This window comes from Neoalteromonas arenosi (genome assembly GCF_030362855.1).
Classification (GTDB): domain Bacteria; phylum Pseudomonadota; class Gammaproteobacteria; order Enterobacterales; family Alteromonadaceae; genus Alteromonas_E; species Alteromonas_E arenosi.
Genome location: NZ_JAUCBP010000007.1, coordinates 815,694 through 828,554, shown reverse-complemented (window position 1 = coordinate 828,554; position 12,861 = coordinate 815,694). Strand labels below are relative to the sequence as shown.

The 12,861-nt window shown below is 45.4% G+C and carries 10 protein-coding genes; 4 read left to right on the top strand and 6 right to left on the bottom strand.

What is annotated here, in order from left to right; genetic code table 11:
- Positions 1-58: 58 nt before the first annotated feature.
- The 5 genes from QTP81_RS10020 to QTP81_RS10000 form a co-directional block, all read right to left on the bottom strand.
- Positions 59-3,130, bottom strand: a complete 3,072-nt coding sequence (locus QTP81_RS10020; RefSeq protein WP_289365216.1) for an efflux RND transporter permease subunit — start codon at positions 3,128-3,130, stop codon at positions 59-61.
- A complete protein-coding gene (locus QTP81_RS10015) occupies positions 3,123-6,425 on the bottom strand; it encodes an efflux RND transporter permease subunit (RefSeq protein WP_289365215.1) in 3,303 nt (1,100 codons plus the stop codon). The genes QTP81_RS10020 and QTP81_RS10015 overlap by 8 nt, the downstream gene beginning before the upstream one ends.
- 30 nt (positions 6,426-6,455) lie before the next feature.
- Positions 6,456-7,556: an efflux RND transporter periplasmic adaptor subunit gene (locus tag QTP81_RS10010; RefSeq protein WP_289365214.1), complete on the bottom strand. Its 1,101-nt coding sequence runs from the start codon at positions 7,554-7,556 to the stop codon at positions 6,456-6,458.
- Positions 7,557-7,756: 200 nt separating this feature from the next.
- Positions 7,757-8,155: an OsmC family protein gene (locus QTP81_RS10005; protein WP_289365213.1), complete on the bottom strand. Its 399-nt coding sequence runs from the start codon at positions 8,153-8,155 to the stop codon at positions 7,757-7,759.
- 2 nt (positions 8,156-8,157) lie between these two features.
- Positions 8,158-9,006 (bottom strand): CvfB family protein, encoded by an 849-nt coding sequence (locus QTP81_RS10000; protein WP_289365212.1) that lies wholly within the window; start codon positions 9,004-9,006, stop codon positions 8,158-8,160.
- A 45-nt stretch (positions 9,007-9,051) separates the two neighbouring features.
- Here QTP81_RS10000 and QTP81_RS09995 point away from each other — a divergent pair, with 45 nt between their 5' ends.
- From QTP81_RS09995 to QTP81_RS09980, 4 genes are read left to right on the top strand one after another with little or no spacing between them, the layout of a single operon-like run.
- Positions 9,052-9,828: a 5-oxoprolinase subunit PxpA gene (locus tag QTP81_RS09995; RefSeq protein WP_353059724.1), complete on the top strand. Its 777-nt coding sequence runs from the start codon at positions 9,052-9,054 to the stop codon at positions 9,826-9,828.
- The gene (locus tag QTP81_RS09990; RefSeq protein WP_289365211.1) at positions 9,828-10,496 is read left to right on the top strand and encodes a 5-oxoprolinase subunit B family protein; all 669 of its coding nucleotides are present in this window, start codon (positions 9,828-9,830) and stop codon (positions 10,494-10,496) included. The genes QTP81_RS09995 and QTP81_RS09990 overlap by 1 nt, the downstream gene beginning before the upstream one ends.
- Positions 10,497-10,500: 4 nt before the next feature.
- Positions 10,501-11,451 (top strand): 5-oxoprolinase subunit C family protein, encoded by a 951-nt coding sequence (locus QTP81_RS09985; protein ID WP_289365210.1) that lies wholly within the window; start codon positions 10,501-10,503, stop codon positions 11,449-11,451.
- A 13-nt stretch (positions 11,452-11,464) separates the two neighbouring features.
- On the top strand, positions 11,465-12,334 hold the full coding sequence (locus tag QTP81_RS09980; RefSeq protein ID WP_289365209.1) for an aminotransferase class IV: 870 nt from the start codon (positions 11,465-11,467) through the stop codon (positions 12,332-12,334).
- Here QTP81_RS09980 and fur read toward each other — a convergent pair whose 3' ends face one another.
- Entirely contained in the window at positions 12,335-12,769 is a 435-nt protein-coding gene (fur, locus tag QTP81_RS09975; RefSeq protein ID WP_289365208.1) for a ferric iron uptake transcriptional regulator, read from the bottom strand.
- Positions 12,770-12,861 lie beyond the last annotated feature (92 nt).

The window sequence follows — 12,861 nt, the reverse complement described above, 5'->3', positions numbered from 1 at the left end:
ATTAATAAAACCAGTCAGGATATTAAAAAGCCCGCGATCGCGGGCTTTTTTTGTTAGGTTAGGCTGACACGTATTTGCCAATATAGCCTTTGCATTGGCGCCACAGCGTGGTGTAACGATAACGCATTTTCAGTAGCAGTACGTAGGCGAGGGGGACTAAAACTAAGCTCGTTAACGTGGAGAAGACCAAGCCACCGATTATGGCAATTGCCATTGGTGAATAAGGCGGGCCGTCACCACCAATACGAGTCGCACCCATCGCTAGTGGTACAAGTCCTAGAACGGTAGTTGCTACGGTCATTAGTATTGGTCGTACACGGCTGCTACACCCTTCAATCACGGCATCAAATAGCGACATACCTTGATTGATCAACTGATTAATTCTATCTACCAGCACAATCCCGTTATTTACGACGATACCCATTAATATCAACATGCCTATCATGCCCATAACTGACATGGGGGTGCCTGTTACAAAGAATGCCCAAAATACGCCAGTAAATGAGAACAACAGAGAAGTAATAACTGCCGTAGGTAATAACAGAGACTCAAATAACGCCGCCATAACGACATAAATCATGCAGATAGCTAACAACATATTCATTTGCATCACTGCACTTGCCTCATCCTGACGTTGAAAACTGCCGTCAAAGGTCCACCGATAGCCGGTTGGTAGTTCAATCAAATCCAATGTGCGTTGTATTTGGTCACGCGCCTGTTCGATGGTGAACCCTTCATCCAAATTAGCCCCGATACTCAATGCTGTCTGACGATAACTGCGGCCTATTTGTGATAGTTGTTGGGTAACTTGAATATCGGCAACTTGGTCGAGAGTCACTTGCTGTAAGCCATTGCGACGCAACACGAGGCCCTTGAGCTTACTCAATGACGATTGCAGATCGCGGCCATACATTAAACGAATATCGATTTCACCCGATGGGTCGTGTCTGAATGTCCGCAAATTGGAGCCGCGCAATGCGGTACTGACGATATTAGCGATCTCTGACGTATTCAATCCGTACTGAAAGGCTTTATCACGGTCAACTCGGATTTGCAGTTCTTCACGCATCGCTCCAGTATCAGCACGTACGTCAGAAAGGCCGTCGATATTGGCTAAGATCGGCACTATTTGCTCGGATAAGTTCAATAGGCGATCGGATGATTCACCGAGTAATGTGATTTTCACGCCACCACCATTACCGGTATCCCATTGGAACGACGGACGTGCGCGCACAAACTGCGGCATTTCATCACGGATCATTTCTTTCAGCTCACCTACGGGAATAGGAAGATCGTCGTTTAGTGTTATGCCAGATACCGCAAAACCCGGGTTGAAATAGGTATATACCTGTTTAATGTGGAAGCGCTCTTGATTGGCATATAAGTACTCTTCCATTTTGGTAACGGTTTTCTCAACTTCTTCCAAGGTGTAGTTAGTTTGCATGTGATAGTTCAACCAGATGCGTTCGTCGTTGTTGTTGCCATCACCATTTTGGGTAACAAACTGCATGGGGATCGCAGTGCTGACCAGTATAAGCACAGCAATTAAAGACGCTCTGCCGGGCTTATTCATGGTCCAACGCAGAATGTCTCTGTAACGCTGTAACCATTGTCCTGATTGCGTATTGTTGCTGCGGGGCTTGGGTGGTTTGATTTTACTGGCAAGCAGTGGGATAAGGGTTTGCGCGATTAACAGTGATGCAAACAACGAAATACAAATCGCGATCGCAACGTGTTCAAGGAACACGGTAACGTCAATTTTAACACCGACAATATTAGGTAAGAAAACAATTGCCGTAGTCGTTGTACCAGCAATCACTGCTAAACTCACTTTACTGACACCTTTTTCGGTTGCAGCAACTGCATCAGCTTCGCTTTGTTTTTCCTGGAATATGCTTTCAGTCACAACAACAGCGTTATCGACCAACATACCTACCGCTAACATCAACCCCATCAACGATAAAATATTTAATGAATAACCAAACAAGTACATCATGCCCAGGGTAATACAAATCGAAAAGGGCACAGACAACACGACCACCAAGGTAGTGGTTAGTTGGCGCAGAAATACAAATAGAATCGCAATCGAAAGTGCAGCACCGAGCAGTCCCGCGGCAATAAGGTCGCTTAGTGAATCAGTAACAGACGTGGCTGTATCGTCCATTACAAATAAGCTGATACCATCAAATGCGGGATCTGTTTTCGCTTGGTCGATCACTCGCATCACACGCTGAGATACTTCCACTAAGTTACTGCCAGATTCGCGATAGATATTGAAACCAACGGCATAGGTTTGGTCTAGATGACGACCTTCATTGCGTTCTGGCGTTTCATAGTTCACTTCCGCAATATCTGACAACACAACCCCATTGCGAATGATCAGATTGCGTATGTCATCTAAACTACGGAAATCCCCTTGCGGCATCAGTGAAATCTTTTGGCCTAAATCATAGATGTGACCCGCATTCATTGAGAAGTTGGCGTTACGCAGAGTAGCACTCAAGCGATTTACATCAACATTTAACGCTGCAATCCGTTCGGGAGAGATTCGAATAACAATTTCTTTTTTCAATACACCGTACAGTTCAACTTTGGAAACACCTGCAACGCGTTCAATCGGGCGCTTGAGGTTGCGATCCAACAAGTCATAAGCATTCGAAAGATCGCGTTCACTTGACACACGTAACTGGAAAATGGGCATGTCATTGGTATTGAATTTAAACACCAATATACGTTCAACATCATCGGGAAGTAAGTGACGAATCGCGTCAATCTTTTCCCGCGCTTCAATACTTTTCGCTTTGATGTTTTCATCCCACGCAAACTGAATATAAATCTCCGCACGATCTTCAAAACTATTGGCAAACATGCGCTTAATTCCCGACATTGTCGCAACAGCCTCTTCAACAGGGCGGGTGATCATCCGCTCGGTTTCAGCAGGTGTTGAGTTAGGATAGGGAACTTGGATAATCATTTCTGGAATATCAATGCCAGGAAACTTCTCCAGCGGCAAAAGCCGACTAGAGATAACACCAAACACCATCAAGCTTAGAAATATCATGCATACTGTAACGGGTTTACGCATTGCAAACCGCGCAAGTGCTGCACCCGCACTACCGAACTTATCCATACACGTGTTCTCCAGTAGTTGCTTGTACATTGTCGTTAGTTTGCGGCGTGGCAAAAGTCTTACGCTCGAACAAGCTGTACATAATGGGTAGTAGAATCAGAGTGAGCATTGACGAGAACAATAATCCGAAAATAACGGTGATTGCCATCGGTGTACGCACTTCTGCGCCTTCGCCTAATCCCATCGCCATTGGTAATAATCCTAAGATCGTTGTAAGGGTTGTCATCACGATAGGACGTAAGCGCTGGACAGCCGCTTGATGGATCGCTTCGGTTTTCGCTATGCCGTCGCTGCGTAATTGATTAATACGGTCGATGAGTACTATAGCGTTGTTAACTACGATACCCGCCAACATTATTAGGCCAATAAACACCACTACACTTACATTGGTACCTGTTAACCACAGTCCATAAATGGAGCCTGCACCAGCAAGTGGAACAGCAACTAAAATTAACAAGGGTTGAAACAGTGATTCAAACTGGCAAGCCATCACTAAGTACACCAAGAAAACTGCAAGTGCTAGGGCAAATTGCAAACTGGTAAAGCTGGCTTGCATATCCTCGCTTTGGCCGGCAATACGCGCAGTGAAACCTACGGGTAAAGTATGCTTATCTAGTATCGACTGTGTCGCTAAAACGCCTTGTTGAACGTCTCCGTACGCTAGGTTAGCCGTCACGATTGCAACGCGCTGTTGACCAACACGGGTGATTTCACTAGGGCCAATATCCATATTCAGCTCTGCTACTGCACTTAGTGGAATCGGCTCAGCGGCATTGGGGTTGACTATAATATTACCAATATCAGCCAAAGTGTCGCGTTGACGTTCATTGGTCCGAACCAATACATCAACTTTACGGTCATCAATACTGTATTGGGTTGCCACATCACCACCAATCTTCGTTGCAATCAATTGAGAGACAGTCGCAGCGTTTAAGCCCAATTGGTTTAGCAAAGCGTGATTGAACGTTATTGATAGCTCAGGATTTCCTGGACGCAGCGTTGTACTTATATCGGTGAAGCGATCGTTATCGGCCAAGGCTGCCGCGATGATTTGGCCCTGGCTTTGTAACGTATTCAGATCATAGCCACTCACCTCTATTTGGATCGGGTCCGCAAAACTGAAGAGTTCTGGATACGCGATCTTGGCAGTAACCCCGGGAAGACGCGCAACAAACTGACGCAGTTGCTCTTGAGTTGCCGCTACTGCATCTTCATCTGCGCCATCGCGTAACACCACGTTAATTTTACCCCAATGATCGCCACCTTGTTCAGGGGATGCAGATACCAGGCTACCAGTCCCGGCTAACGAGTATGTGCGCTCAACAGCATCAAGCGTTTTTGCGTAATTAGCGATTTGGTTCAGCGTCGCATCGGTAGTATCTAAACGTGTACCTGCAGGCAGATTCACATCTACATAAAACTCTTGCTGCGCCATACGCGGAATAAGCTCCATACCCAAGCGCGGTAGCAGTAACAATGCACTTACACTTAACGCGACTAAAACGGCAAAGGTAACAACGCGAGTGCGCAAGGCCACCGACAAAGTGCTCGCATAGAACTTTTGTAAGCCGTTGAAAGACACCGAAAACAGCCAAACCAAGGGTTTAAATACAATATGTAAACCTTTGCTGATTAAGCGCCAGATTAAGATCAACACGGTCATCAGTGCCCCAGGGATTGCGATAAACAATAACCACATAAGCTTGCTAAACGGCCACGCGAGTATGGCGCGGAACTTAGCGAAGCCTTTTAATTCTGCAATGCGAACCTTCTCTGCATTGCCAAAAGTATCGTGATGCGCAATTTGCTTTTTATTGGTTCGACTCGCCAACATCGGAATTAACGTCAAGGCAACGATTAGCGAGGCGAGCAGGGCAAAGGTTACGGTTAATGCTTGGTCGCGGAATAACTGGCCGGCAATCCCTTCGACAAATACCAGCGGAAAGAATACCGCCATTGTCGTTAGCGTTGACGCTAAGATAGCACTTGAAACTTGCTTGGTGCCATCTACAGCTGCGTTTTGATTATCAGCACCTTCGCGTTTCTTACGGTCGATGTTCTCAAGCACCACGATGCTATTGTCTACCAACAAACCAATGGCTAGCGCGATACCACCGAGACTCATGATATTTAAAGAAATATCATTGCCATACATCAAATTAAATGTGGCAATAATCGATACTGGGATTGATACCGAAATAATCAGAGTTGGCCAAAATGAACGCAGGAACAAGTAAATGATCAGCATGGCCAAAATACCGCCAATGATACCCGCTGACTGGACATCGCTTATCGCTTGACTGATAAACTCACTCTGGTCATACACAAGCGATAATTGATAGCTAGCGGGTAACTGATTTTGTACGTCTTGAAGGGCACGCTGTACGCGTTCTGCCACTGTTACGCTGTTGGCATCGCCTTCCTTGTAAATCGCAATTTCACTGCCTTGAAAGCCGTCAAAGCGGGTCATTGAGTCTTGCTCTTTATAGGCTGACGAGACCGTTGCAATATCTGATAGGCGAATACTGCGACCTTCGCGTGTGGCGATATACAGATTTTCAATGTCGGCTAGCGTACCAAACTGATTAATTGTTCTAACCAAGAAAGCTTGAGCGCCGTCATCTATTCGACCGCCGGCTGCATTAACGTTTTCTTGCTCTAGTCTTGCAACCACAGTCGCAACATCAATGTTGAGCTGGCTGGCGCGGACTTGGTCCACTTGAATTTGAATTTGATCTTCAAGACCACCACCGATCCTTACCGATGCAACGCCTTCAATTGATTCCAGACGCCGCTTGATTTGTTCTTCAGCATATAAGCGCAGTTGTTTAAGGGCGGTAACCGATGATTGATCAGTGTTTTCGGCAAAACCCAGTCCCAAACGCATAATGGGATCCAGGGTTGGGTTGAACCGCAATAGTCTGGGCTTATCGACGTCTAAGGGTAAAAATAAAACATCGAGTTTTTCACGCACTTCTAGACTGGCAAAATCCATGTCTGTGCCCCAGCTAAACTCCAGTACCACATCCGATTGCTCGGGGCGTGAAGTACTCGTAACTTTCCTAATCCCCTTGACCACACCGATACTTTCTTCAATGGGCTTAGACACCAGCTGTTCAACTTCAACTGGTGCAGCACCAGTGTAATCAGTACGAATAGTGAGCGTCGGGTAGGACAGTTCTGGTAACAAACTGATTGACAAACGCGACAGTGAAACCATGCCAAACAGCAGGATCGCGAAGGTAAACATACTGATTGCAACTGGACGCTTTACGGCTAAATCCACGATTTTCATAATTCAAATCCTTCTCTTGTGGAACTGGCGTTAGCCGACGTTATGAGCTGCAATGATCTCAACAGGCGATTGATCTTTTAAGTTGTGATGACCAGCTGTGACAACCGTTTCAGAACCTGTTAATCCAGAGAGGATCTCGACGTACTGAGCATCCTGAAAGCCCGTAGTAACACTTACTTTTTGGGCGATCCCATCGTTAACCACAAACACGCTATCAGTGTTATCGATGGATAAAAGTGCACGACGCGGTAATAGAGTTGCATTTTCATGAGTTGCGTACTCAAGCGCGACCTCTGCGAACATACCCGCGAGTAAAACATTATCTGGGTTTGGTACCCGCAACGTCACTTTAAACGTACCGGTTCTGGAATCAATCACCGGGCTAATTCTTTCCACATAGGCGTTTACTGTTTGCTCACCAATTGCTGCGATAGACAGGGAAGCAACTTGGTTGGTGCGAATATTGGTTAACTCTTTTTCAGGTAAATGAACGATACCGAGCAACTCTTTTTGTTGAACGATATGGAACATTCTTTCACGTTGGAAGCTTTCAGTAAGGTTACCTACTTTTGCATTGCGTTCGGCAATGTAACCGCTGATTGGCGCGGTGATGGTGGCTTCCTCTAAATCGAGTTCGGCTATCGCAAGCGACGCTTTTGCCGCTGTATACTGGGCAGTAAGTTTATCAATAACGTCATCACTAACGACGTTTTGTTGATGCACTTGTTTAATTTTGGCGAGCTCTTGTTCCAATCCTACAAGTTCAGCACGAGCACGCTCGAGGTTAAGTTCATAACGTTGCGCATCAAGGGTTGCTAATACTTGACCCTTTTCAACATAATCACCTTCTTCTACGTAGATTGCGTCGATGATGCCTGATGCTCGAGCAACAACAAAGGCCTCCTCTTTGGCTTCTAATACAGCAGTCGTTGCATAGTGACTGCTGATATCACCTAACTGAACTGATTGCGCTTCAACAGGAATAGCGACAACTTGCTCTTCTTTTTCGGTAACTTGCTCGGCGGCATTTGCGTCGGCCTCGCCGCAGCCGCTAAGGAGTGCAGTGCTAAGTAGAACTGTGGAGAGTAAAATTGCGGGTTTGAAGCTGTTTGATGCGTTTGTGAATGTCATAGTGTTAGCCCTATTGTATGTATACGCGACTTAGAGCATCACTTGTGCCAGTTTTCAAAAAATGAAATAAATCTAATTAAAACAATAGTCTAGGGGAATTTCGAGTTGTTCACACAGTTTGCGGTGAAAAATCAAGGTGGCGAATTTGACTATCTAATGAATGTTTTCGCCACCATTGTTTAAAAAGTAACAAATAGAAATTATGCTGATTCAATAGCGTAACTAGTTGTTACGTCGACTGTTTCATGCAGCATTAACATGACTGAACAGTATTTCTCTGCAGACAACTGCACGGCACGAGCTAAGTGTTTTTCTTTAATATCACTACCTTTAACCACATAGTGAGCGTGAATTTTGGTGAACACTCGTGGTGGCTCTGCTGCGCGTTCTGCACTTAACTCACAGTGACAGGCTTGCAAATCTTGACGGGCCTTACGCAATATCTCAACAACATCCACAGATGAACAGGCGCCAACGGCGACCAATACCGATTCCATTGGTGAGATAGCTTTGCCATCACCGTCCATTGTGGCTTCATATCCGCTGTCGGTTTTACCATGAAATGACAATCCACCACGCCATTCGACTTTTGCTTGCATGCTTACTTCTCCGCTAACTTTATACTGGTTTTGCTCAGCACAATCTTATGCTGCTTATACAAGGTGCCAATGGCTTTCTTGTACGCGCCTTTACTGACTTTAAAATGAGCGTATATCTCTTCTGGGGTACTCTTATCTGTGATTGAAGACAAGCCTCCATGAGCCTCTAAATCATCTAAAATCATCTCTTCTAACGATCGGCGTGCTGCGTGACCCGCCTGATGCATCGTGACGTCAATTTTACCGTCACTGCGTATTTGCTTAACGCTACCGGTAAACGAATCACCAACTTTTAGCTTGGTAAGCGCTTCAGAATGAAACAGTAATCCCAGGTAGTAATCATCGATAATAACCTTTAGACCGAGTTCGGTTTTGGCATAAACCTTAGCTGACACTTGCTGCTTTTCTTCCAATGGTTTCTCAGCTTGTATCTTTTCTGGGTAGAAGTAATGTAGACGTGTACTCCCAAGGATGCGCTGAGACTCTTCGTCGTGATAAATATGCACGAAATACTCAAGTCCCTCGGCTATCGGTCGCTCTTGATCGCGCTTGAGAACGAGTAAATCGCGCTCTAACCCCCAATCAAAAAAAGCACCGAAATCGGTCACACCAACGGCTTTGAGTTTTATTAAATCACCCACTTTAGCTTTGGGGGTTTGCGTGGTGGCGGCAAGTTGCCCGTCTTCGTCATACGTAACAAAGACCTCTAATTGCATACCGGGTCGAATGTCCTTGGGAGCATTAACATTAGCTAATAGGGCGGTTTGATTACCTTTAGTATCTTGTAGTAGCCAAGCGAACGGCAATTCTTCAGCGACCGTTAAACGATTGATTGCGCCAACTTTAATCATTGTTTGAGTTTTATTTTGATAACATCGTAATATCATACGCAACCTGTGAGCAAAGCCAAAACGGTATCAGACAATTTGATGCAAAATATTCTACTCAATTGCGATTTAGGAGAAGATTTCGGTGCCTGGAAAATGTCCGTGGAACCGGCAATCATGGAAGTGATTGATCAGGCTAACATTGCCTGTGGTTTTCATGGCGGCGACCCGTTAGCAATTGAAACCGCGATAAAAAATGCCGTCGATAATAATGTGAGTATTGGCGCGCATCCAAGTTATCCAGATTTGGTTGGTTTTGGCCGTCGACACATTGCCATGTCAGCGCCGGAATTACAGGCGTGTTTACGCTATCAGATTTCTGCGTTAAAGGGATTGTGTGAATTGCATGGCAGTAATTTAGATTACGTTAAGCCACACGGTGCGCTGTACAATGATTTAGTGAAAAACGAGAGTATTCGAGCCTGTGTGATGACTGTTATTGCCGAGTTTAGCAGCTTGCAACTAATGCTACAGGCAGGGCCATGGCAGGAAATGTTTATCAAAGAAGCGCAGCAATTCGATATCGAACTTCAATTTGAAGCTTTTATTGACCGTCGCTACACCGATGATGGTTATTTAACCAGCCGGCGTGTGCCTGGTGCAGTGTTAACCGTTGAGGAGGCATTAACACAAGCTCAGCAATTGATTCAGCAGCAAAAGGTGACCACACAGTCGGGACAGCCACTAACAGTCATGGCATCCACATTATGTATACACGGTGATAATTCAGTCGCCTTGGGGTTGGCGCAAGAAGTCCGAAAACTCATTGAAAAGAGCAGGGTTTAATGAATCAAGCGTTGGCGCAATGGAATATACATAGTTATTCAGAATGCGGTGAATCAGCGCTGATTTTATATTTTTCAGGGCAAAATTTACGCGATCAAAACCGCAACGTGTCCTCTTTATGCAAGGTTTTAAGCACTAATAAGCCCGAATGGTTGAGGGACTTGGTACCGGGATTCGATAGCCTTATGCTGGTCTACGATATTGCTTCGCTAGACTTGTATGGTGTTTTAGGCTGGCTTGCGAAACTGCGGCACAGTGAAGATATAGCTTACGAAGGTAAGCTGTATCACATAGAGGTTGATTATCGGTTAAGTTCAGCCTTTGATTTGAACAATGTCAGTGACGAGTTAGCGCTATCAGTTGAGGATGTCATTGACCTGCATCAACGCCAACAGCTGCGTGTATTTGCGATTGGTTTTACGCCGCATTTTGCGTATTTGGGAGAGTTACCTGAGCAATTGAAGGTTGCTCGTTTGAGTAAACCTCGAGTCGCTGTGCCGGCTGGTGCAGTCGCTATTGCCGATAATTACTCGGCAGTATATCCTGCATCCTCTCCTGGCGGATGGCAGTTGTTAGGTACTGTCACTGATCTTAACGCCTTTCTTGCTATTGATTTAAGCGTCGGCGATCGCATCCAGTTTAAGACCCATTCCATCACAAGGTCATAACCTTATGAGCCTACGCGTGCTACAGACATCCTTACTCAGTCTTATTGTCGATGCCGGTCGGAGAGGATTGATGCACAAAGGTATCACCCCTAGCGGGCCGATGGACTGGTTTGCCTACGATATTAATAATCGATTATTGGCAAACGCACATGACAGTGCCTGCATTGAAATCCATCAGGGAGAATTGTTGTTCGAGTCAGGTACTTCGATGACATGCGCAGCTACCGGTTATGGGGTTATGGTAGGTGTAAATGGGCAAGAAAAAAGTTCATGGGCGCCTTTTAGTATTAGTAAAGGCGACACAGTTTCAATCAAAACAACATCAGAAGGTAAGGTTGCATACTTTGGGATCGCTGATGGAGTTGATGCCCCCACCACGTATGACAGCCGCTGTACCGTAATGCGTGAGCAAGTTGGTGGTTTAGCTAATCAAGGTCAACCGCTATGCAGTGGCGATATATTAACGCAGGGAAACGCGCGACTAAATCAGATTTCCATCGGTCTTTTTAATGTTAATAAACTTATGGCCTTGGTCGAGTATATGTACCAGTCTCGACCGCTGCGTGTAAGCGCTGGTAATCAGCTAGCCGTTTTAGGTCGAAAAGCCTGGGCAACATTGTTATGCGGCGAATATAGATTAACAGCAGAGCATTCGCGCATGGGCAGCCGATTGGTTGGCCCACCTCTTTGTAGGCGTTCCGTGTCAATGCGTTCTGAAGGACTAGTGCAGGGCAGTATACAAGTGCCACCCAATGGCCAACCGATTATTATGAATGCCGATCATCAAACGATGGGAGGCTATCCAAAACTCGCCAATGTTTGCCGCATAGACTGGCCATTATTCGCTAGCATGCCAATTGATTCGAGCATATGCTTTGTCGAATCAGATACTGCGCAGGCACGTTTTCTGTTACAACACACCCTGCAACAAATCGACAGTTGCTTTAATCGTTAGCAAAGGACAAAAAATGACAATCGCATACTTAAACGGTGAGTTTAAGCCTCTTGAGCAAGCACAGATTTCACCGATGGATCGCGGATTTCTTTTTGGTGACGGCATATATGAAGTGGTGCCTAGTTATGCTGGGAAATTAGTCGCCGGCAACCTTCACGCGCAGCGTATGAATAGAGGTTTGTCTGAAATTGGCATTAAGGTTTTAGCAGAAGAGAGTAACTGGGTAGCAATCGCAGAAGGGTTACTTGCCCGCAACCTAGACCATTTGCCCGACCAAAATGTAGGCATCTACATACACGTAAGCCGAGGCGCAGACACCAAACGCTTCCACGCGTTCCCTGAAGGAGTAAAGCCGACAGTTTTTGCCTTTGCATTCAGCATTGCGCCATCGGCTGTACCCGATCGCACACAAGCCAAGGGACTGCACGTACAAACACAGGAAGACTTGCGTTGGCGTCGTTGCCACATTAAATCAACCTCTCTGTTAGGCAATGTTATGCATTTTCAAGACAGCTTTGGTAAAGGCATAAATGAAACCGTCCTATACAATCAAGACGGTATGGTAACTGAAGCCAGTGTGAGTAACGTTTTTGCAGTGATTGATGGCGAGATTGTGACACCGCCACTCGACAACCAACTATTACCCGGCATTACGCGACACATATTAATCAACAGTATCCGCAAAGATGGCCAGTATCAGCTGGTAGAGAGGCAAATCACACTCGAAGAATTAAAAGGTGCCGATGAGGTTTGGCTAACCAGTTCAAGTAAGGAAGTTGCACCTGTTGTGATGATTGATAACCAGGCTGTGGGTAATGGCGTTGTGGGTGAGGTTTGGGAGCAGGTAGCAAAGAGCTACCATACTCATAAATTTAGCTTTTAATTATTCGTCTTCTTTATTGTTTTCGCAATCGGCAACAGTACAGTCGCCATACAAATACAGACTGTGATGCGTCAGTGTCATGTTGTTTTGTTTGGCGATCTCTTCCTGACGCTTTTCAATGATTTCGTCTTCAAATTCAACTACCTTGCCACAACGTAAACACACTAAATGATCGTGATGCGCCTTGTGACTAATTTCAAAAACTGACTTTCCACCCTCAAAGTGATGTCTATTTAAGATACCGGCATCGTCAAATTGGTTAAGCACGCGATAAACCGTAGCCAGACCTATCTCTTCTCCCTGATCAATTAAAATCTTATATACATCCTCAGCACTGATATGTTGATTTTCAGGCTCTTGTAGGATTTCAAGGATTTTGAGTCTAGGAAGTGTGACCTTGAGGCCAGCTTTTTTGAGTTCTCTATTCTGATCCATCGGTATTTCTATGCGAAAAGTTTGCGCTCATTATAGGGCAACTATCAAGATTTAACAGCTTCAGACGATAAATAGTTAATCAATAATGCTAA

Excerpts from the sequence above, each read along its gene's own strand:
- QTP81_RS10020 (WP_289365216.1), bottom strand. The coding sequence starts at position 3,130 with ATGGATAAGTTCGGTAGTGCGGGTGCAGCACTTGCGCGGTTTGCAATG.
- QTP81_RS10015 (WP_289365215.1), bottom strand. The coding sequence starts at position 6,425 with ATGAAAATCGTGGATTTAGCCGTAAAGCGTCCAGTTGCAATCAGTATG.
- QTP81_RS10010 (WP_289365214.1), bottom strand. The coding sequence starts at position 7,556 with ATGACATTCACAAACGCATCAAACAGCTTCAAACCCGCAATTTTACTC.
- QTP81_RS10005 (WP_289365213.1), bottom strand. The coding sequence starts at position 8,155 with ATGCAAGCAAAAGTCGAATGGCGTGGTGGATTGTCATTTCATGGTAAA.
- QTP81_RS10000 (WP_289365212.1), bottom strand. The coding sequence starts at position 9,006 with ATGATTAAAGTTGGCGCAATCAATCGTTTAACGGTCGCTGAAGAATTG.
- QTP81_RS09990 (WP_289365211.1), top strand. The coding sequence starts at position 9,828 with ATGAATCAAGCGTTGGCGCAATGGAATATACATAGTTATTCAGAATGC.
- QTP81_RS09985 (WP_289365210.1), top strand. The coding sequence starts at position 10,501 with ATGAGCCTACGCGTGCTACAGACATCCTTACTCAGTCTTATTGTCGAT.
- QTP81_RS09980 (WP_289365209.1), top strand. The coding sequence starts at position 11,465 with ATGACAATCGCATACTTAAACGGTGAGTTTAAGCCTCTTGAGCAAGCA.
- fur (WP_289365208.1), bottom strand. The coding sequence starts at position 12,769 with ATGGATCAGAATAGAGAACTCAAAAAAGCTGGCCTCAAGGTCACACTT.